General features: G+C 71.9%; 18 protein-coding genes and 1 riboswitch. Of the genes, 12 read left to right on the top strand and 6 right to left on the bottom strand.

Features of this window, described 5'->3' with window-relative positions:
* Nucleotides 1–142: 142 nt before the first annotated feature.
* The gene (locus tag AC08OU_RS01725; RefSeq protein WP_476604133.1) at nucleotides 143–1,036 is read right to left on the bottom strand and encodes an oxygenase MpaB family protein; all 894 of its coding nucleotides are present in this window, start codon (nucleotides 1,034–1,036) and stop codon (nucleotides 143–145) included.
* A 185-nt stretch (nucleotides 1,037–1,221) separates the two neighbouring features.
* Between AC08OU_RS01725 and AC08OU_RS01730 the strand changes: the two genes are divergently transcribed.
* The 3 genes from AC08OU_RS01730 (at nucleotide 1,222) to AC08OU_RS01740 (ending at nucleotide 4,696) form a co-directional block, all read left to right on the top strand.
* Complete coding sequence (locus tag AC08OU_RS01730; protein WP_476604134.1) at nucleotides 1,222–1,497, top strand: hypothetical protein; 276 nt, start codon at nucleotides 1,222–1,224, stop codon at nucleotides 1,495–1,497.
* A 393-nt stretch (nucleotides 1,498–1,890) separates the two neighbouring features.
* Nucleotides 1,891–3,339: a rifampin monooxygenase gene (gene rox / locus AC08OU_RS01735; protein ID WP_476604135.1), complete on the top strand. Its 1,449-nt coding sequence runs from the start codon at nucleotides 1,891–1,893 to the stop codon at nucleotides 3,337–3,339.
* A 538-nt stretch (nucleotides 3,340–3,877) separates the two neighbouring features.
* Nucleotides 3,878–4,696 carry an ANTAR domain-containing protein gene (locus tag AC08OU_RS01740; protein ID WP_476604136.1) on the top strand — a complete coding sequence of 273 codons (819 nt, stop codon included), beginning with the start codon at nucleotides 3,878–3,880 and terminating at the stop codon, nucleotides 4,694–4,696.
* Between the two features lie 60 nt (nucleotides 4,697–4,756).
* On the opposite strand, the gene thiE is transcribed toward AC08OU_RS01740, so the two are convergent.
* Nucleotides 4,757–5,455: a thiamine phosphate synthase gene (gene thiE, locus AC08OU_RS01745; protein WP_476604137.1), complete on the bottom strand. Its 699-nt coding sequence runs from the start codon at nucleotides 5,453–5,455 to the stop codon at nucleotides 4,757–4,759.
* Between the two features lie 11 nt (nucleotides 5,456–5,466).
* Nucleotides 5,467–5,578, top strand: a riboswitch (TPP riboswitch).
* On the opposite strand from thiE, the gene thiO reads away from it, so the two are divergent.
* From thiO to AC08OU_RS01780, 7 genes are all read left to right on the top strand, one after another.
* Complete coding sequence (thiO, locus tag AC08OU_RS01750; protein WP_476604138.1) at nucleotides 5,567–6,748, top strand: glycine oxidase ThiO; 1,182 nt, start codon at nucleotides 5,567–5,569, stop codon at nucleotides 6,746–6,748. It overlaps the preceding riboswitch by 12 nt.
* Nucleotides 6,739–6,939 (top strand): sulfur carrier protein ThiS, encoded by a 201-nt coding sequence (gene thiS, locus AC08OU_RS01755; RefSeq protein WP_476604139.1) that lies wholly within the window; start codon nucleotides 6,739–6,741, stop codon nucleotides 6,937–6,939. The genes thiO and thiS overlap by 10 nt, the downstream gene beginning before the upstream one ends.
* 2 nt (nucleotides 6,940–6,941) lie before the next feature.
* Complete coding sequence (locus AC08OU_RS01760) at nucleotides 6,942–7,736, top strand: thiazole synthase (protein WP_476604140.1); 795 nt, start codon at nucleotides 6,942–6,944, stop codon at nucleotides 7,734–7,736.
* A 222-nt stretch (nucleotides 7,737–7,958) separates the two neighbouring features.
* Entirely contained in the window at nucleotides 7,959–8,537 is a 579-nt protein-coding gene (locus AC08OU_RS01765) for a SigE family RNA polymerase sigma factor (RefSeq protein WP_476604141.1), read from the top strand.
* Nucleotides 8,534–9,517, top strand: a complete 984-nt coding sequence (locus AC08OU_RS01770) for a hypothetical protein (RefSeq protein WP_476604142.1) — start codon at nucleotides 8,534–8,536, stop codon at nucleotides 9,515–9,517. The genes AC08OU_RS01765 and AC08OU_RS01770 overlap by 4 nt, the downstream gene beginning before the upstream one ends.
* A 177-nt stretch (nucleotides 9,518–9,694) precedes the next feature.
* Nucleotides 9,695–10,036 (top strand): S-adenosylmethionine decarboxylase, encoded by a 342-nt coding sequence (locus tag AC08OU_RS01775; protein WP_476604143.1) that lies wholly within the window; start codon nucleotides 9,695–9,697, stop codon nucleotides 10,034–10,036.
* Nucleotides 10,036–10,737, top strand: coding sequence for a hypothetical protein (locus tag AC08OU_RS01780; protein ID WP_476604144.1), 702 nt, complete (start codon nucleotides 10,036–10,038; stop codon nucleotides 10,735–10,737). Before AC08OU_RS01775 ends, AC08OU_RS01780 begins: the two co-directional genes overlap by 1 nt.
* Before the next feature lie 7 nt (nucleotides 10,738–10,744).
* On the opposite strand, the gene AC08OU_RS01785 is transcribed toward AC08OU_RS01780, so the two are convergent.
* Genes AC08OU_RS01785 through AC08OU_RS01795 form a run of 3 tightly spaced genes read right to left on the bottom strand, consistent with a single transcriptional unit; the run spans nucleotide 10,745 to nucleotide 12,199 of the window.
* Nucleotides 10,745–10,954 (bottom strand): hypothetical protein, encoded by a 210-nt coding sequence (locus AC08OU_RS01785; RefSeq protein WP_476604145.1) that lies wholly within the window; start codon nucleotides 10,952–10,954, stop codon nucleotides 10,745–10,747.
* 55 nt (nucleotides 10,955–11,009) lie between these two features.
* Nucleotides 11,010–11,189 carry a hypothetical protein gene (locus AC08OU_RS01790; RefSeq protein ID WP_476604146.1) on the bottom strand — a complete coding sequence of 60 codons (180 nt, stop codon included), beginning with the start codon at nucleotides 11,187–11,189 and terminating at the stop codon, nucleotides 11,010–11,012.
* Complete coding sequence (locus AC08OU_RS01795) at nucleotides 11,186–12,199, bottom strand: helix-turn-helix transcriptional regulator (RefSeq protein ID WP_476604147.1); 1,014 nt, start codon at nucleotides 12,197–12,199, stop codon at nucleotides 11,186–11,188. Before AC08OU_RS01795 ends, AC08OU_RS01790 begins: the two co-directional genes overlap by 4 nt.
* A 117-nt stretch (nucleotides 12,200–12,316) precedes the next feature.
* Here AC08OU_RS01795 and AC08OU_RS01800 point away from each other — a divergent pair, with 117 nt between their 5' ends.
* Nucleotides 12,317–13,441 carry an epoxide hydrolase family protein gene (locus AC08OU_RS01800; protein WP_476604148.1) on the top strand — a complete coding sequence of 375 codons (1,125 nt, stop codon included), beginning with the start codon at nucleotides 12,317–12,319 and terminating at the stop codon, nucleotides 13,439–13,441.
* A 152-nt stretch (nucleotides 13,442–13,593) separates the two neighbouring features.
* Nucleotides 13,594–14,334 carry a ribonuclease H family protein gene (locus AC08OU_RS01805; protein WP_476604149.1) on the top strand — a complete coding sequence of 247 codons (741 nt, stop codon included), beginning with the start codon at nucleotides 13,594–13,596 and terminating at the stop codon, nucleotides 14,332–14,334.
* Between the two features lie 89 nt (nucleotides 14,335–14,423).
* Here the strand turns inward: AC08OU_RS01805 and AC08OU_RS01810 are convergent, their stop codons facing one another.
* Entirely contained in the window at nucleotides 14,424–19,808 is a 5,385-nt protein-coding gene (locus AC08OU_RS01810; protein ID WP_476604150.1) for a diguanylate cyclase, read from the bottom strand.
* Nucleotides 19,809–19,918: the final 110 nt, after the last annotated feature.

Genomic DNA, 19,918 nt, shown 5'->3' on the forward strand with positions numbered 1-19,918 from the left:
GGGAATTCCAAAACAGGCTCTGAGGAACGCTCTTGCGTTGCCGCCGGTTCGGGGTTCGCCCACGTTCCGGTCGTGCTTAAAGGTTTCCGCGCCCCCGGATCACACCCAATACGTGGGCAAACCTCGGCAGCGCCGGCCAGTCCTAGGCGCGCAGCCATTTCGCGTCGAGGTCGTCGGCCGGTGGCGGCGCTCCCAGGTCGGAGGGGCCGTAGCCGTCCGGGTAGCCGGGGTAGCTGCGGACGCGCCCGATGACGGCGGACGTCCGGCGGGGCGGGAAGCTCCTCACGACGGTGGCCCGCGCCCGGAGAGCCGCCACCTCGGCGCGCGTGAGCCAGCGCGGCGCGCGCGGGAAGCCGAAGGAGCGGAGCACGGCGTCGTCCAGCAGGCCGTACACCGCCAGGCGCGCCAGCGGCCGCAGGGGCGCGGGAACCCAACTACAGAACAGGTTTACGGTCGCGGTGCCGACGCGGCGGTTGGTCTCGCTGTAGAGGAAGTGCTCGCGCTCGTAGGCCGTCTTGAAGCGGCGGAACTCGCCCATCTCCCGGGGGACGTCGCGGATACCCATCCGCCGCCCCACCTGCCGGTAGTAGTGGAAGCCGGCCAGCCGCTCGGCACCGGTGAGCGGGCGCCAGCCGAACCTCTCGATCCAGTCGATGGGATCGAAGACGAACGTCGAGAGCACGTACATCATGTCGTCGTTCGAGATGGCGTAGCGGCCGTGCAGGCGGTTGATGACCCGCAGCGATTCCCGGCCACGCTCGGAGTCGTATCCGTGCTCGACCAACTCGGCCATGAGCAGCGCCGTGTCGTCGTACCGCTGCTGCGCCCGCACCCGGAACTCACCGGTGGCGTCGAGCAGCGCCGAGACGCTCGGCACGCAGTACGTGCGGAACAACGCCAGCTCGAGCGCACGCCGGTAGTCCCAGGGGAACTCGTACGAGACGGAGATGCGGTAGATCTCCATGTGGTCGGTGACCGGGTCGAGCTCCGCGATGCGCCGCAGCCACCGGTCACGCCGTACGCCAGGGAATCCCACGCCCGCCATTCTCACCCCGCTTCGGCCCACTCGGACGACGCCGGTCGAGGTTCGCCCACGTATGCGGTGTGATTCCGGGTAGCGGAAACGTTTAAGCGCACCGAGAACGTGGGCGAACCCAGCTGCCGGCTCCAGCCCAGTCGGTGCCACCGCCGCAGGCCGCGAGCACCCACGCGGAAGGTCCGTTGGAGGACTTCGCGATCGCGATCCGGTCGATCAACGGCGCGAACCTGGACCTGAGCGGGACGCCCGGCCACGCGTCGGAGGCGTACGTCGTCCCGTCGAAGTTGGGCAGCTCCGCAGACGAGAAGGCGATCCTGTTCGTCCCGGCCCTCAGCTCGACAGGGACCGTCAGCTCCCAGAAGTTGTTCTGGTGGAACGTGTGCGGGAACAGCACGCGCTGCACCGCACCGCCGTCGACGGACACGTCGGCGTGCCGGGCGAGCGGCTCCGGGTTGTAGTGCGTCGCCGGCTCTGCTTCTCGCTAGCACCATCGATGCTGCTCCCGAGTCGCGCCGGTTAGATCACGATTAGCACTCCACAACCCTTATGCCCTAAGCGTTGTGAACGCTAACACTAGCCCTGGAAAGGCCGAAGCCGACAATGGTCGGGCGAGGAGTCGTTCCGTACGCCGCCATGACCTCGCGGGTACCGGCGCCGTCCGTCCACGGCGGACGGCAAAGGCAAAGGCAGGGAGTTGCAACTCCGTGCCACTCTCAACGTACAGCGCGAAGGGGGCCTTGCCGCAAGGCCCGGGTCTAGGCGCAGAATCGTCGGCCGAAGCCAGAAATGCGCAGGTCACGGACCGCGCGGAGTCTCTGGCCGACAGGCAATCTCGTGGGCTGGGGGTCCTCATGATTGACGTGATCATTGCCGGCGGCGGACCGACCGGCGTCATGCTGGCCAGCGAACTGCTGCTACGTGGCGTGCAGGCGCTCGTCGTGGAGAAGGATGCGGAGCCGACCAAGGTCGTCCGCGGGCTGGGCCTGCACGTGCGGAGCATCGAGGTGATCGACCAGCGCGGCCTCCTGGACCGGTTCCTCGCGCTCGGCACCCGGTACCCGGTGCGTGGCTCCTTCGCGGGCATCCCCAAGCCGACTCCGGATCGGCTGGACACCGCACATCCGTACACCCTCGGCATGCCGCAGCCCACCACCGAGCGCCTGCTGACCGAGCACGCCATCGAGCTCGGCGCCGAGATCCGACGCGGCTGCGAACTGGTCGGGCTGAGCCAGGACGAGGACGGGGTGACCGCCGACCTGGCCGACGGCACGCACCTGCGTTCGCGCTACCTCGTCGGCTGCGACGGCGGCCGCAGCACGGTACGCAAGCTGCTCGGCGTCGGCTTCCCCGGTGAGCCCGCCCGGACCGAGTGGGTGCTGGGCGAGATGGAGGTCACCGCACCGTCGGAAGAGGTGGCGGCCGTGGTGGCCGAGATCCGCAAGACCAACCTGAACTTCGGCGTCGGACCTGTGGGAGGCGGGATCTACCGCGCCGTCGCGCCCGCCGCGGGGGTGGCCGAGGACCGCGACGTCCCGCCGACCCTGGAGGAGCTCAGGGAACGGCTGCGGACGGTCGCCGGCACCGACTTCGGCGCGCACTCACCGCGCTGGCTGTCCCGTTTCAACGACGCGACACGGCTGGCCGAGCGATACCGGGTCGGCCGGGTGCTGCTGGCCGGCGACGCGGCGCACGTCCACCCGCCGATGGGCGGGCAGGGCCTCAACCTCGGCGTCCAGGACGCGTTCAACCTCGGCTGGAAACTGGCCGCCGCGGTGGCCGGCTGGGCACCGGAGGGGTTGCTGGACAGCTACCACGCCGAACGGCGCCCCGTGGCCGCCGACGTCCTGGACAGCACGCGGGCGCAGGCGGAGCTGATGTCCACCGAGCCGGGTCCCCAGGCAGCGCGCCGGCTGGTTTCGCAACTGATGGACTTCGAGGAGGTGAACCGGTTCCTGATCGAGAAGATCACCGGGATCGGGATCCGCTACGACTTCGGCGAGGGGCATCACCTGCTCGGCCGGCGACTGCGGGACGTGAAGCTGAAGGGTGGGCGCCTCTACGAGCGGATGCGTGGCGGCCGTGGACTGCTCCTCGACCAGACCGGCCGGCTCTCGGTGGCGGGCTGGGCGGATCGGGTCGACCACGCCGTCGACGTCAGCGAGAAACTGGACGCGCCCGCCGTGCTGCTGCGCCCTGACGGCCACGTGGCGTGGGCCGGTGACGACCAGGAGGCTCTGGCCGGCCAGCTCCCGAGGTGGTTCGGCGCCGAGATCGGCTCGACCAAGAGCCCGCTGCCGTGACGCCCGTGGGCGCGTTGCGGTCGTTGCGGTCGTTGCGGGACACCAGCCGCACCCGCTCGCCGTGGAGGTAGGCGACGGCGCGCACGCCGTCCCACTTCATCTCGTACGCCCAGGCCTCGTCGTCCCGGGCCGCCGGCAACTCCCCCGGGACCGCCATCATGGGCTGGATCCGGGCTGGCAGTTCCGTCGTGCCGGGCTCGTCGGCGAGCGCCGCGCGCACACGCCGCCAGTCTCTGCCGCCAATCTCTGCCGCCAATCTCTGCCGCCACACCGGTCGCGGCACCCCCATGGAGGCCGTTCACCCATTCGGGGGCTCCGTCGTTCCCGCGATGCGCGTCGGCGCACGCATCGGACACCCCGTGCGCGCGAGCCGCCTGACCGGTACCAGGGGTGCCAGCTGCGTCTCGCCCGACCCCGCCAGCGCGACTCGGTCACGATCGGAGGACCGGATCGGCACTCGATCGGCACTGAACCGGTCAATACTTTACTGTCAGTAACAGGCCGGTCTCTAACGGTAGGACTATCTGGCCGCATCGCCATGGCGCACAAGGAGGAGGTGTCGGTGGTGGTCGACGACTCCCCCGAGATCTCACCTGCCGTGGTGGAGTTGTGTGGTCTGGGTATCGCGAGCGGCGATCTGCGCTGCGTTCTGCGACGGGTGACGGAGCTGGCTTGCTCCGCGATCCCGGTGGTGGACGCGGCGTCCGTGCTGGCGGGTGACCCGGCCGAGCCGGACCTGCTGGCGACGTCCTGCTCGCTGGCGCAAGCCGGTGACGGCGTGCAACACCGCAACGCTGCCGGCCCGACCTTCGACGCGTATCGCCTGCGCCAGGACATCGCCAGCGGCGACCTGGCCGGCGATCCCCGGCTGGCTGCACCCGGACCGGACCTGCCGGTCCAGAGCTGCCGGGCGTTCCCGCTCGCAGCGGACGGCACGGGTACCGGCGTTGTCGGTGTCACCGGTGTCCTGACGCTCTACGCACGCCTGCCGTCGACCCTGGACGGGGCGGCGGTCGCGAACCTCGCAGGCCCGTTCGCTGCGACGGCACAGGCCCTGATCAAGGACACCCGACGGGTCGGCGAGATCGTCACGGAACGAGACCAGCTCCAGGAGGCGATGCGGTACCGGAGCGTGATCGAACAGGCCAAGGGAATGATCATGCTGGCCCGCCGATGCGACGCCGACCAGGCGTTCGCACTCCTGGTCCGGATGAGCAACGTCCGCAACATCAAGCTCCGCCTCGTCGCCGAACACTTCGTCGCCAACGGCGGGCACCTGGACCCGCCACGCCGCCCCGCGCCTCGCCGGAACTCACCCGAGCACGGCCAGGCCCCCCGGCGACGAACCGAGAAGTAGCCAGTGTCGGCCGGGGACACCGCGGAGTGCCCGCCGGGTGCCGCGCAGTAGGCCGAAGATCTACGGGACACGCCCTGGCGCCTCGCGTTCCGCAGAACGCAGCCGGGCGGCCAGCGCCGCCGTCGCCGCCGCCGGATCGTCGGCCTCGGTGATCGCCCGCACGACGACCACCCGCGTCGCGCCGTGCTGAAGCACGCGATCGATGCGCGGCAGGTCGATGCCTCCGATCGCGAACCACGCCCGGCTCCCGGCCACACCGGGCGGGGCCAGCCGAGCGGCGTGCTCCAGCAGCGCGAGGCCCGTGGCCGCACGCCCCGGCTTGGTCGGCGTCGTCCACACCGGGCCGGCGCAGAAGTAGTCCGCTTCCCGCTCTCGAGCGGCGGCCGCTGCCTGTCCGGGATCGTGCGAGGACAGACCGATCAGGGTCTCGTCGCCCACGATCTCGCGCGCGACCTTCGCCGGCAGGTCGTCCTGTCCGAGGTGCAGCACGGGCGCGCCGATCGCCCGGGCGACGTCGGCGCGGTCGTTGACCGCGAACAGCCGGCCGTGCCGCTCGGCCGCCGCGGCGACGACCTCCAGGTGGCGCAGCTCCTCCCGGGCCTCCAGCCCCTTCTCGCGCAGCTGGACGATGTCGACCCCCGCGCCCAGGACGGCGTCCAGGAAGTCGGCCAGGTCACCCTGCCGGGAGCGGGAGTCGGTACACAGGTAGAGACGGGCGCCCGCGAGCGCCGCGGGCCGATCGCCAGGCATAAGCCGCATAGTAGGTAGACTGAAGACGCACGGGAGTCCGGTGGGCCGGGCTGAGAGGGCGGAACCCAGAAGCCGCCGACCGTCGAACCTGATCCGGGTAATGCCGGCGCAGGGAGGCCGATGAGCAGCTTTGACGTCGTCGTCGTGGGCGGCGGCCTGATCGGGCTCGGGATCGCCTGGCGGTGTGCCCGGAAGGGCCTCACCGTCGCGGTCTCGGACGCCGCGCCCGGCTCCGGCGCGTCCGGCACGGCCGCGGGGATGCTCGGGCCCGTCACCGAGCTGTCGTACGACGAGTCGTCGCTCCTGCGGCTGAACCTCACGTCCGCCGCACTCTTCCCCGCGTGGGCGGCGGAACTTCGCGACGCCACCGGTCACGACATCGACTACCGGGCGCACGGGACCGTCGTGGCCGCCTGGGACCGGACCGATCTCGCCGTCCTGCACGACCTGCATGCCTTCCAGCAGCGACTCGGCCTCCGGTCCGACCTGCTCACCGGGCGGCAGTTGCGCCGCCTCGAGGACCGGACGGCGCCCGGCCTCGCCGGCGGGCTGCTCGCTCCGGACGACCACCAGGTGGACCCCCAGCGCATGCACGCGGCTCTCCTGGCCGCGGCGACGGCGACCGGGGCCCGCGTCGTCACCGGCACCCGGCGGATCCTGCGCGCCCACGGCGCCGGCGGCGGAGCTCATCGGGGACGCGCGACCGGCGTCGAGCTCGCCGACGGCGGCCGGATCGCCGCGGGCACCGTCGTCCTCGCGGCCGGCGCCTGGAGCCGCGACCTCGCCGGACAGGACGACGGTGCCCGGCCGCCGGTGCGTCCGGTCAAGGGACAGGTTCTCGTCCTGCGCGGCGACGGGGAGGAACCGGTAGCGCACCACGTCGTGCGCGGACTCGTCCGTGGTAGCCCGGTGTACCTCGTGCCGCGCGGGGACGGGCGCGTCATCGTGGGCGCGTCCAGCGAGGAGGCCGGATTCGACGTCACACCCCGCGCCGGCGCCGTCTACGAACTGCTACGTGACGCGCAGGCCCTGGTGCCGGCCGTCGGCGAGCTGCGGCTGGAGCGGGTCAGCACGAGCCTTCGCCCGGGGACGCCGGACAACGCCCCCCTCATCGGACCCACCGGCGTGAACGGTCTCGTGCTGGCGACCGGCCACTACCGAAACGGCGTGCTGCTCACGCCCGTCACGGCCGAGGGCGTGACCTCGCTGCTCCTCGACGGACACGTGCCCGAGCCCCTGGCCGGCTTCTCCCCCGCGCGATTCGGGGAGAGACAACCCTTCGAGGAGACAGCGTGGAACTGACAGTCAACGGCGCCCCGCGCCGGATCGCTGACGGCACGACACTGGCCGAGCTGATCGCGACCGTCCAGGGCGACGGGCGCGGGATCGCGGTCGCCGTAGACGGCGACGTCGTCCCCCGCAGTGAGTGGCCACGGCACGAACTTCGTGGCGGGCAGGAGATCGAGCTCGTCACTGCGATGCAGGGAGGGTGAGCATGACCCGCACCGATCCGGCCGACGACCCGCTGCGCATCGCCGGTGTGACGCTGCCGTCCCGGCTCATCCTGGGGACCGGCGGCATCCCGAGCCTTGAACTGATGGGCGACGTCATCCGCGCGTCCGGCACGGCGATGTGCACGGTCTCCGTGCGCCGGCTTCCCATGGGCGACGACGCCGGCGGATCCGTGCTCGACGTCCTGGCCGGCACCGGCACCCGCATCCTGCCCAACACCGCCGGATGCCGCACCGCCCGCGAGGCCCTGACGACGGCGCAGCTGGCCCGCGAGGCGCTCGGGACGGACTGGGTCAAGGTCGAGGTCATCGCGGACGAGCACACCCTCCTGCCCGACCCGCTGGAGCTGCTGGTCGCCGTGGAGCGCCTGGTGGCGAAGGGATTCACCGTCCTGCCCTACACGAACGACGACCCCGTGCTGGCGCGCCACCTGCAGCAGGCCGGCTGCGCGGCGGTCATGCCGCTCGCGGCGCCGATCGGCAGCGGACTCGGCATCCGGAATCCCCACAACCTCGAGCTGATCGTCGCCGAGGCGCGTGTGCCGGTGATCGTGGACGCGGGAATCGGGACGGCGTCCGACGCCGCGCTCGCGATGGAGCTGGGCTGCGACGCCGTTCTGCTGGCGTCCGCCGTCACCCGGGCCCAGGACCCGAGGCGCATGGCGGCGGCGATGGCGGCCGCTGTCACGGCCGGGCGGCTGGCGCGCCTCGCGGGACGGATCCCGCGCCGTTCGGAGGCACTCGCGTCCTCACCGACGACCGGCCTCGCCATGCTGTGACCCTGTCCAAGCGCCGAAAAGGGCTGTTTCGACCCGTCCCGCCCAACTCTCGCGGCAGTGGCCTGCCGGGATTCCCTGGCGGGCCCTGCTGCCCATGCCCGATGATCGGGCCGTTGCGTTGCCGATCCAGCGGTGCGCGACACCAGGACAGGAATGGCGTATGTGCTGCACGTCACACGTGGTCTCCGGCAACCCTTCTGGGCCCGGTGACGACCGGTTGGCGTGGCCGCCCCCGGCCCGGTCCTCGCGTTGTCACGTGCGCCCGCGGTACCGGAGACCGAGGTCGTGAGCCTGAGCACGGCGCGTGCGGAGTTCGAGGCATTCTTCGATCAGCACTACCGGGACCTGGACCGCCTCGCGTACCTCCTGACGCAGGACCCCGGCGAGGCCGACGACCTGTCCGCGGAAGTGCTGCTGGCTACCTGGCGGCAGTGGCAGCGCGTCCGCAGCCGCGACGACCCGTTCGCCTACGTGCGCCGCGTGATGGTCAACATGGCGGCGTCCCGGGTCCGGCGGCTGGCAAGGGAACGGCGCCGGATGGCGCTGTTCCACCGGGACGCGGGTGACGATTCGCCGGGTCCGGACGGCGCCGCCGCCGCCGTCGTCCGCACGGCGTTGCTCCAACTGCCGGTCCGGCGCCGGGCGTGCGTCGTCCTGCGGCATGCCTTCGACCTGTCCGATCAGGAGGTCGCGGCCGTCCTGGCGGTCTCGGTCGGCACCGTGGAGAGCCAGACCTCCAAGGGCATGGCCCAACTCCAACGGCTCCTGACGACGGCGGAGGAGAACGAGTGGGCGACGTGACGAGGCGGCGCCCCGCCGGGACACCACCGAGCCGGGCGAGGATCGCCCGGCTCCTCCGGGCGGAGGCGGCTAGCCGCGAGCCGGACCGTGACGCGATGTACCGCAGGATCCAGGGCGCGCTGGACGAGCCGGACCTGATGCCGGAACCGCGGCGACTCGGGTGGGGTGACGCGGCGAAGGCCGGTGCCGTCGCCGCCGTCGCCGCATCCGTGGTGTTCGCGGTCAGCAGCGTGGAGCACAGCAGCGGTGTCGTGGATCCCGAGTACACGACACCGGCAGCGGACTCACCCGTCAGGAAGACCGACGTCGCGCCCACGGTCACCGGCACGGCGACCACCGCCGCCGCAACGAGCTCACCGGCGACGGCTCCGACGCACAAGGCGGCCCCCGGCCCGACCCGGTCCGCCAATCCGCCGACGACGCCGCCCCGCCCGAACCCGACCCGAGCACCGGCTGCCGTGCCCGCCTCGATCAGCGCCTGGCCGTGGGGTGGCGGCCTGACCCTGGGCCCGGACGGCGACCGCGACTGGGTCGTGGTCGGGGCCCGCGAGGACGGGACTCCCGTCCGGCGCAAGCAGTCGACGCCCGTCATCAGCGCGCCTCAGGTCGTGTCGGGGACCCCGGCCGTAACGGGCGGGCCGTACGTCGTGAACTGGGCCGGCGGGATCCCCGAGCAGGACAGGCAGGGGGCGTGGACCTGGCTCACCTCCAGGGGCGGCACCATCCGGCTGAACGTTCCGACGGATGAGCGGTCGCACATCCTCCGCCTGTATCTCGGCGCGTACGACGGCAGGGCGGTGCTCACGGCGCGGTTCTCGTCGAGCGGGAAACAGGCCGCACGGGTGGCCGTCCCGGGGACCGGAGGGTCGCAGGTCACCCTCCGGATCCCTGCCGCCACGGGATCCGGCGACACGCTCGTCGTGGAGCTCACCGACAGCCAGTCCGGCACCGTCGGGATGAGCGCAGCAGTTCTCGACTGAAACACATTGCGGGGCAACAAGACCGCTCTCGTGGCGAAGCGGTGTCCGGGGCTGCGCGGCGGCCGCGCTCCTCCGGATCGTCGCTATTCCATTGAGATGACATCGAGATTCAATCCCGGCGGAGCACCGTGATCCCAGCGGACGGTCGAACCACTGGACGGCGGGGATCACGGAACGATGAAAGATCTTGCACCCGACATCTATCGGCAGCGCCTGGTCATCGAGGGCACGGTCGCGCACCCCATCTCCGACGACGAGATCAGGCATTACCTCTCGGCCCTGTCGGACGTCCTGGAGATGAAAACCCTCCTCGAACCGATCACGCATCGTTCCGATCGGTTCGGCTGGGCCGGCTGGATCCACTGGGAATCGTCGGGGGCGCATTTCTACGCCTGGGAGTGGCCGCGGCTGTTCTTCAGCGTGGACATCTACACCTGCAAGGCCTTCGAGGTCGAGGACGCCGTCGAGTTCACGCGGGCCGCGCTCAGGGCGCATCGAGTCGACTACGGATCGTTCTGATGAGACGGTTCGCGCTCCGGCACGTCCTCCCAGACGATCCGGAATTCGACAGCGCCCTCGCCGTGGAGAACCGCGTGTTCATGCGCGCTTTCGGCAACGGCCCCGAGCTCATGGAGCAGGAGTACGGGCCGTACCGGCAGGCCAGCGAGTTCCTGGTCGTCGTCGACGGCAGGCACCATCGGATCGCCGGCTTCATACGGCTGATCCGTCACTCCGAAGCCGGCTTCAAGAGCCTGAACGACCTGGAAAGGCAGCCCTGGGGCGGCCGCTCCGCCGAACAGGTTCTCGAGGACACCGGGCTGAAACTCGACAAGCACGGCGTCCTCGACATCGCCACCCTCGGCATCGTCGACGGCTACCGGTCGAAAGACGCCCGCCTCACCGGAGCACTGGTCAGCACGGCTCTCTACCACGGCCTGGTCAGGTACTCACTGGATCATGGGATCACCAATTGGATCACCATCCTGGACGACCACGTGCTGGCGCTCATGGCGCGCCAGAAGGTGGACTTCCAGGCCTTCCACGGCATCGAAAGCGCGACGTACCTCGACTCCCCCGCGAGCACTCCCGTCTGGAACGACTTCCTGGCCGTGTACCGGGCGGCGTCGCCCCTCCGGGTCCACATCCTCGCCAAGGGGACGGGCATCCGGCGACTCGTCGCATTTCCCGAGAGCTTCCGCCGTCCGCCGCCCGGAGAGTGACCGACCGCTACTGCCGTTCCGGGCCCCACCTGTTCGGCTCGTCCCCGGCTCGCTCCAGCGCCGTGGTTCCGGTGCGGGCCTCCGTGCGCTGCCCATGCGCCACGTAGTCGCGGACGACGGCCTCGATGGCGTCCTGCGCGTTGCGGATGCCCGACAGCACCATCACCTCGATGACCAGATCGGCATCGAGGGTGACATTGACCTTCGCCCTGGCCACAGGGTCCTCCTCCCGGCGGGCGCCTGCACCGGCGCCCTGAGGCAAGCATGACGCCTCACCGGTCAAACGCGGCGCTCAACGCCAGCGCGATCGATACGAGCGCCACGACGAGGCCGGCGATCTTCTGGCTCGGCTGCATGTGAAACACGCTGCCAGTGCGGGGAACGCGGTCGTCCGCCGAGGGGAGGCATTGCCGTGCGAGATCCTCCCGGCCGGTAGAGATCGCGGCGTTCACGCGTCTGGCCCCGCCTCGCGCCGCCCCGCCTCGCCCCGGTCCGCGTCGTTCCGGCTCGCGGCGACCGCGCGCCGGTACCGGCGACCCACCGCGTCCAGGGCATCGACCAGTTCGGGCGAGTCGACGACCGTGAAGTCGGCGCCAAGCAGTCCAAGGTAGAGGGCGAGCAACTCCGGATGGTCCGAGCCCGGCTCGAACGCGCACCGGTCCTCGCCGAGCGACTCCACCTCGGCCGGGATCGGCAGCCGGTCACGCACGTGCGCCGCGGGCGCGTGCACGATCACCCGCGCCCGGTACCGCCAGGTCGCCTCCCCGACGCCGCGCGTCACCCGGGCCGTGATCTCCTCATCGGGCGGCAGCTCCCGGGGGGCGAACCGCGGACCGGTCGGCGTCCGCGGGTCGATCCGGTCGACCCGGAACGTGCGCCAGCCGGCGCGGTCGGGGTCCCACGCGACCAGGTACCAGCGGCTGCGGTCGTTCACCAGGCGGTACGGCTCCACGTCGCGCCGGGTGGCCACCCCGGAGTGCGTCCGGTAGTCGAACCGGAGCCGCTCGTGGTCCCGGCAGGCGCCCGCGATGACCGTCAGGACGTCGGGATCCACCCGGGGCCCGGGCGACGGCGTCTGCAGCGTGGACGACTGGAAGGCGCTGATCCGGTGACGCAGGCGCGAGGGAAGCACCTGGTGCAGCTTGGCCAGCGCGCGGACCGACGTCTCCTCGATCCCCGCGACGGAACCGCTCGCCGCGGTGCGCAGCCCGACCGCGACCGCCACCGCCTCGTCGTCGTCGAGCAGCAGGGGCGGCAGGGTGCCGCCGGCTCCGAGCCGGTACCCGCCGGCCACCCCGGGCCGCGCATCGACCGGATATCCAAGGACGCGCAACCGGTCCACGTCCTTGCGAATGGTGCGCGTGGTGACACCGAGCCGGGCGGCCAGGTCGGTGCCTGTCCAGTCGCGCCGACCCTGCAACAGGGACAGCAGGCGCAGCAACCGAGCTGAGGTCTCCGACATGTTCCAGATTCTGCCCGAGAACTAGGAACGATCCCTTCCTCAATTGTTCATAGCGTCGGTCACGTCAGCACAGAACACCTGGCCGGGCGGCTCGTCCGGCCCGAAGGGAGAAGCGCGATGAGCGACCGCATCCACCCGTTCCGCATCGATATCCCCCAGGCCGACGTCGAGGATCTGCACGCCCGGCTCGCCGGCGCCCGCTGGCCGGACGAACTCCCCGGCGTGGGCTGGAGCCGCGGCGTCCCCGTGGACCATCTGAGGGAGCTCGCCGAATACTGGCGCACCGGGTACGACTGGCGCGCGCAGGAGGCACGGCTGGGCGAATTCGCGCAGTTCGTCACCGAGATCGACGGCCAGCGCATCCACTTCCTGCACGTCCGGTCCGACCGGCCCGACGCGAAACCCCTGCTGATCACGCACGGCTTCCCGAGTTCGGTCGCCGAGTTCCTGCACCTGATCGAGCCCCTGGTCAATCCCGCCACCGGCCAGGCGTTCCACGTCGTCGCGCCGTCCCTGCCGGGATACGCCTTCTCGACGCCGCTCGGCGCGACCGGCTGGACGATGGGCCGCACGTCGCGCGCCTGGTTCGAGCTGATGCGCCGGCTCGGCTACGAGCGGTACGGCGTGCACGGCGGCGACGTCGGTGGCGGTGTGTCCGGGCTGGTGGCCTCCCTCGACGGCGACCACGTGACCGGCGTCCACGTGGTGACCGACCCGCTGACCGCCGCGAACGTCGCCACCTTCCTGCCCGGGATGGCCGACCGGCTCGACGCGGATGACCCGGTCGACAAGCTGATCCTGGACCGCATGGACGCGTTCAGGAAGGAGGGGTCGGGGTACCTGGCGATCCAGAACACTCGGCCGCAGACGATCGGGTACGGGCTGGTCGACTCGCCGCTGCTGCAGCTCGCCTGGATCGCCGAGAAGGTCCACGAATGGACCGACCTGCCGGTCGACCGTGACCAGCTCCTCACCACCGTGAGTCTCTACTGGTTCACCCGCTCCGGCGCCTCCGCCGCACACACCCTGTACGAGCAGGCGCACTCGTCGGACTGGGGGATGCCGGCTTCCGTGCCCCAGGGCGTCGCGGTCTTCGGCGCCGACGAGACGGTGCGGAGACTGGTACCCGTGCCGGACGGCACGCACTGGAGCGAGTTCAGCCGCGGCAAGCACTTCCCGGCGATGGAGGCTCCCGGCGACCTCGCGGCGGACCTCCAGGCCTTCTTCGGGCCGCTGCGGTGACCCTGCGCCGTGTACCCCGTGGTCGATTCTCACGCCGGAGCCGAAGGACGACTCGCGGCGGTCGCAACCCCACACGGCGAAAGTCTGCCGACAACGCTGTCGCAACCGTTTTCAGGACACTTTTGCTGAGTCGGGTTGCGACAGGCCATGACATGCCGGACCTGGACGCCGGGGCCGACCGCGGTTACCGGTGCGCCGACGTGGACGCGGACGTCGGCGTCACCCTTCCGACGGCGGCCGGTCCGCGCGCCGACCATCCAAGTCGGCTCCGTAGGCTGCGGTCCGTGCCTCTCACCGCCAAGTACGCGACAACCTGCGGGGTCTGCGCCTCGTCGATCAGCCCGGGGACCGAGATCGCCAAGGTGGGGACGCGCTGGGCGCACCTCACGTGCGCGGGCCACGGCAAGGATCAGTTGCCGGAACCGGCGGCCCCCGCCCGGGACCGGCCGGAACCGATGCCGGCCGCCGCCGGCGCACTGGAGGTCTGGACGGACGGCGCGTGCTCTGGCAATCCCGGTCCCGGCGGCTGGGCGTGGGCCACGCGGGACGGCCGGCAGGGCTTCGGTGCGGCGGCGGCCACCACCAACCAGCGGATGGAGATCCAGGCCGCGCTCGAGGCGGTGACGAGCCTCGACGGTCCGCTCGTGGTCGTCAGCGACTCGACCTACGTCGTCAACTGCTTCCGTGACGGGTGGTGGCGCGGCTGGCTGTCCCGTGGCTGGGTGAACAGCGCGAAGAAACCCGTCGCGAACCGCGACCTGTGGGAGCCGCTGATCACCGCCGTCCGGGAGCGCGGCGACATCTCGTTCCGGTGGGTCAAGGGGCACTCCGGCGACGAGATGAACGACCTCGTCGACAAGCTCGCGGTCGCCGCCGCGACCGGCACCTCGTAGGCATTGCCACCCGGAAACCCGGAAACCCGGAAACCCGGGTCGGCCGGGGGACCTCCTACTCAGGTCTACTCAGGTCTACTCAGGTCTACTCAGGCGGCGGCGTCCTGGACGGCGACCCGGTTCCGGCCGGTGTTCTTCGCCCGGTAGAGGCAGTTGTCGGCGCGTGCCAGCAGCGTCTGCGGCGTCGCGTCGCTCTCGATCAGGAACGCGACGCCCGCGCTGATGGTCACGCGGACCGGACCGGAAGCCGTCGCGATCGGCGTCTCCGCCAGCTCGACGCGCAACCGCTCGGCGATCGAGGAGGCGGACCGGACGTCCTCCGGCACGAGCAGGACGAACTCCTCGCCGCCGTAGCGGCCGGCCATGTCGCCGAGCCGGCTGTACCGCCGGATCCGTTCCGCCACCGCGCGGATCACCTCGTCGCCCGCCTGGTGGCCGTAGGCGTCGTTGATCCGCTTGAAGTGATCGATATCGATCATGACGACGCTCAGCGGCTCGCCGTACCGGCGCGCCCTGGCCAGTTCCCGGCTGGCGGCGTCGAGCACGTGACGGCGGTTGGCGAGCTGCGTGAGGTCGTCCACCGTCGCCAGGTAGCGCGTCCGCGCGAACAGCTGGGCGTTGTCGTACGCGATCATTCCCTGTTCGGTCATCGCCGCGGCCACCTCGACCTCGGCGTCGTCGTAGGCGTCCGGCTCGTCCGACCCGAGCACCAGCGCACCCAGGCGGCGCTGGCGCACGCGGAGCGGGACCACCAGCCAGCTCGCCGGCGCCTCGGCGATCCCGGTCACCGTCGCGACGTCGGCGGCCCAGTCGCCACCCGCGTCGTGGACGGTGGGGCGTGGCGTGTCCAGCAGGAGCTCGAGGTCGGCCGTCATCGCGACCCGCCTGACCACGGGAGCCGAATCCACCCCGCCCGGACCCACCCGGCCGTCCAGCACCGTCACGTCGGCCGCCAGCGGCCCTCCCGTCAGCAGCCAGGCCCCGCAACCCCCGAAGGTGCGGTGCGCCGCCGCCGCCAGGCGGGCCAGCACGACGTCGGGATCGAGGATTCCGCTCAGCTCGGTCATCGTCTGGCGCAGCAGCTCGGCGAGCTCCCGCTTGCGCTGGGCGGCCGCCATGCCCGCCTCGAGCCGCGCCATCCGGGCCGTCTCCAGCACCGCCGCGACGTGGCTCGTGATCGCCGTCAGCACACCCACGTCGTCCGGCGTGAAGATGCCCTTCGCGATCCGGCTGTCCAGGTACATGACGCCGAGGCTGCGGTTCTCCAGCCGCACCGGCACGACCATGATGCTACGCAACCCGTGCTGCAGCATGCTGCGCGAGCCGAGCGCCTCCCCCTCGTCCGAGCCCGTGACCACCAGCGGCTCGTGCGTCCGGTGCGATCGCTCGACCAGCGTGACGCTGTACGCGGTGGGCTCGCTCAGATCGTTCCCCGCGGCATCCCGCCCGAGTTGTGGCACCAGCCGGCCGGTCTGGTCGACGAGGAACAGGAAGGCGCGTTCGGCGCCCACGATGCCGATGGTCTCGTCGAGCGCGATCCGGCCCAGCTCGTCCGGGTCGAGGACCCGGGACGCCGCATGGCTCACCTGCTGCAGCGCGGCGAGCCGCTGCCGGTACACGCCGGCCGCGGCGACGCCCGCGCCGAGCCGCCCGCGAGGGCTCGGTCCCGCCCCCGAGCTCAGGGTGGCCTCGTCGACGTAGTTCTCGAATTCGCCGTACAGCCACCGCACCCGGCCCGCCCACTCGTGGTGCTGCGCGGTGGCCAGCGCGTAGGCCACCTGCCGGGCCGTCTCGCCCTCGACGCCCAGCCGCCGCAACGCCCGGGCACGCACGCACGCGGCCTCGAACGCCACCATCGGCGCGTCGACCGCGCGGAGCACCGGTTCCGCCGTCGCCAGCTTCGCCAGTGCGTCCGCGGGCTTTCCGCGAACCTCCGCCAGGGACGCCGCCACCACCCGGTAGTGGGCGGCGATCAGCGGCCGCCGGGCCACCCGCCGCAGCTTGCGCACGGCTCGCCGCGCGGCACGCACCCGCGCCCGGCGTTCCGAGGGGGACGCCGTCCGGCACTGCTCCAGGCGGCCGTGGGCCAGGTACACGTAGATCGCCTGGTGCGCCTGCAGCAGCTGGAACGGCTGCACGCCCATCGCCTCGAACTCGGCGGCGGCGTCGTCGAACACGGGTCCGACGTCCCCCTGCTCGAGCGCGAAGTGCAGGATGGCGACGAGGACGTCGATCCGCTCCCAATTCGGCATGTCGGGCACCGCGAGGAACCGCTGCAGCAACGACGCGGCCTCGGCCGCCTGGCCTCGCATCGCGGGAAGCGCGACGTCGAAGGGCCGCCACTCCAGGCGCCCCGACTGCCCGGTGGCGACCGCTGCCTGGCGGCGGGTGCGGAACGCCTGCTCCGCTCGCACGGTGTCACCGTGCAGGATCCGGTCCCAGGCCAGGACGTGGAAGCAGTCCAGGTAGTGCCCGGTGTCGAGCCAGCGGCCCTGTTCCCGCCCGACCCGCTCGAGGCTCTCGCCGGCGTCCGCGCCCGTCAGGTGCTTGGCCAGGGCCTGTTCCCAGCCGACCTGGGCGAGCACCTGCGGGTCGCCGAGCGCCTCGGCCCCCGCCAGCGCGGAACGGTGGATCCGCTCGCTGAGGCGGCGCAGCCCGGCCACCATCGCGATGTACCCGAGCCCGGCCCGGCTGGTCACCAGCTCTGCGGACGGGCCCAGCCGGCTGCCCAGGTACATCGAGCGCAGGCCCAGCATCATGGTTCGCTCGGGGTGCATGCCGCGGACGTAGGCGACCATGAACGCCTCGTTGAGCTGGACCAGCAGGCGGAACGTCTCGCGCTCGCGGCCGGTGAGCCGGCCGTAGCCGATCCGGGTGACCAGGATCAGGATCCCGACGAAGAACCACCACAGGCTCGTCACCGCCAGCACGGCCAGGTTCTTCGGGATCGCGTAGCCCAGCTCCGCGAGTGCCCGGTCGATGGCCTCGCCCTCCTCGGCCATGTTCCAGGTGTTGTCGTGGACCCGGACGATCGCGTAGAGAATCGTCGCCCGTTCGAACGAGTCGTCCGACGTGGCCAGCGCCCGGTTCAGCGTCTCGATGGCGTCCTCGAACCGGCCCACCTGGTGGTAGGCGACCCCCAGCGCGTGCAGGAAGGCGGCGCTCATCCCGATTCCCGCCGCGTGCGCGGCCGCGGCCGCGTGCTCCAAGTAGGAGAGCGCCTCCCCGGGAGCGTGGTCGGCCAGCGCCAGGCGACCCGCTGCCCAGCCGACCTCGAAGATGCGTGCGGGATCGCGCTCGACCTCGCCCCGCAGCCGGTGGTGCGCGAGCGCGTAGACGACCGGCGGGTCCGGGTCCCCCTCCGCCGCGGCGCCGCGGGCTTCGAGGACGTCGGCGACCCGGTCGTGCAGGACCCGCAGGCCCGCGGCGTCGAACTGGCCGAGCAGCGCCTCGTGGATCCGGTCGTGCAGGAACGCGTACTGCCCGTCCCGGCGACGCTCGACCAGGTGCTGCCACGACGCCTCGTCCAGGATCGCGGACACCCGCTCGCGGGGGACGCCGGTCAGCTCCGCCACCAGGTCGGGCTCGAACCGGGACCCGATCACGGCGCCGACGCCCAGCACGCTGCGCGCTTCCGCCTCGAGCGCGTCGACTCGCCCGAGGATCAGGTCCGCGACGTCGCCCGACAGGTCCAGGTGGTCGAGCCGGTCGGCATCGATCCGCCAGGTCCCCCACCTCGGCTCCAGCAGTCCCGCGTCCGTGATCGCGTCGAGATACGCCAGGAAGGTGAAGGGGTTCCCCGCGCTGCGGGCGGCGAGCCGGGACGCCGTCACCCGGTCGATCGTCATGCCCCCGCTCAGGGCGGCGACGAGTTCGGCGACCGCGCCGCCGTCGAGCGACGACAGGGTGAGCTCGGTGTCGAGGAGCGCCCCGGTGGCCGACCGGAAAGCCGACACGGCCGCCCGGCTCGCCTCGTCGTCGCGCGCCGTCGCGACGATCAGCAACGGCGAGCTGACGACGTCGGACGCCATGCGCTGCAGCACGCGGCGGGTGACGTCGTCCAGCCACTGGACGTCGTCCAGGTGCAGCACGACGCCGCCGGACAGGCGTGAGAGGTCGCCGAAGAAGCCGGCGACCGCCGCGGCGAACTGCTCGTGCCGCAGGTTTCCCTCGTGGTCGTGCGCCGGCAGCAGCGCAGCCAGCTCCGGCGAGAGGTTCCTGATGACCGAGGGCGCGGCACCGGCGGCTGCGAGCAGCCGCTGCCGCGCGGTGACGGCGGCGTCGTCCGTCGCGGGCCGGCGCCGCAGCGCGCGCACGTGGTCGTCGACCGCGATCCGCAGAGCGGCCAGCGGGGAGCCGTCGTCACGTGTCGCCTTGCCGCTGAACACGGCGTACCCGGCGCGTGCGGCCTCGGCCGTGAGCTCCTGCGCCAGCCGGGTCTTCCCGCCGCCGGCCGGCGCGAGGATCAGGGCGACGCCACCCACGCCGTGACGCGCCTTCTCCCACCTGTTCCGCAGGGTGGCCAGCTCGTCCTCCCGGCCGACCATGGGCGTGTCGCGGCGCCCTTGCAGGGGGTCTTCGCCGGGATCCGCGAGGGCGACGTCGGCTCCGGGCGCGGCGCCGTCCTCGACGGCGGCCAGCCGGCGCAGCGCGGCGGCCAGGGCGACGGCGCTCTGGAAGCGGTCGTCCGGGTCCTTGGCCAGCAACCTGTTCAGGGCCGCCGCGAGCCCCGGCGACAGATCGGCCCGGAGGCTGCGGGCGTCCGGCGCGGGCTGGACGGCGTGCAGGCGCAGCAGCTCGCCGACATCGGTCGCCGTGAACGGGACGCCACCGGTGGCGCACTCGAAGAGGACCACGCCGAGCGAGTACAGGTCGGCCCTGCCGTCCACGGGCCGGCGCAGGACGCCGGACTGCTCCGGCGCGCCATAGGCCAGCGTGCCCGCCGTCAGGCCGTCCAGCGTGTCGTCGACGCGCATCGCGAGGCCGAAGTCCACCAGGTTGGCGGACCCGTCGGCACCGATGACGATGTTGTCCGGTTTGACGTCGCGGTGGACCAGACCCGCGCGGTGGGCGGCCGCGAGCGCATCCGCCACGCCGATCCCCAGGGCGATCACGCGCCCCTCGCTCAGGCGGCCCGACCGCAGGAGCCTGCTCAGCCGCTGCCCGTTGACCAGATCCATCAGCAGGTACGGCCGGCCGTTCGCGACACCGACCTCGTGCACCCTCGCGACGGCGGGGTGGTTCACGGTCGTCAGCAAGGCGGCCTCGCGCCGGAACGCGAGCTGCTGGGCGTCGTCGAGGCCCGAGCTCAGGAAGACCTTGAGGGCGTACTCACCGCTGGGATGGCGGACCCGGTAGACGACGGCGTGCGCGCCGCGACCGATCTCGGACAGGACCTCGACCCCGACGTCCCGGCGCAGAGCCTCCAGCTGGGAACGCTCGGCAAAGGATCCACCCGGAAGCGGCGTCGGCATTGCAACCCTTTCCCATTTACCCCCGTCATCCCTATCCGACCCCATTGGAGCACGGTTTAGCTACCCGTGAGTACGCGGTGTGACCCCGAGCCAACAGGAGATCAGTAACA

It is taken from the genome of Frankia sp. CcMO1 (assembly GCF_977945845.1).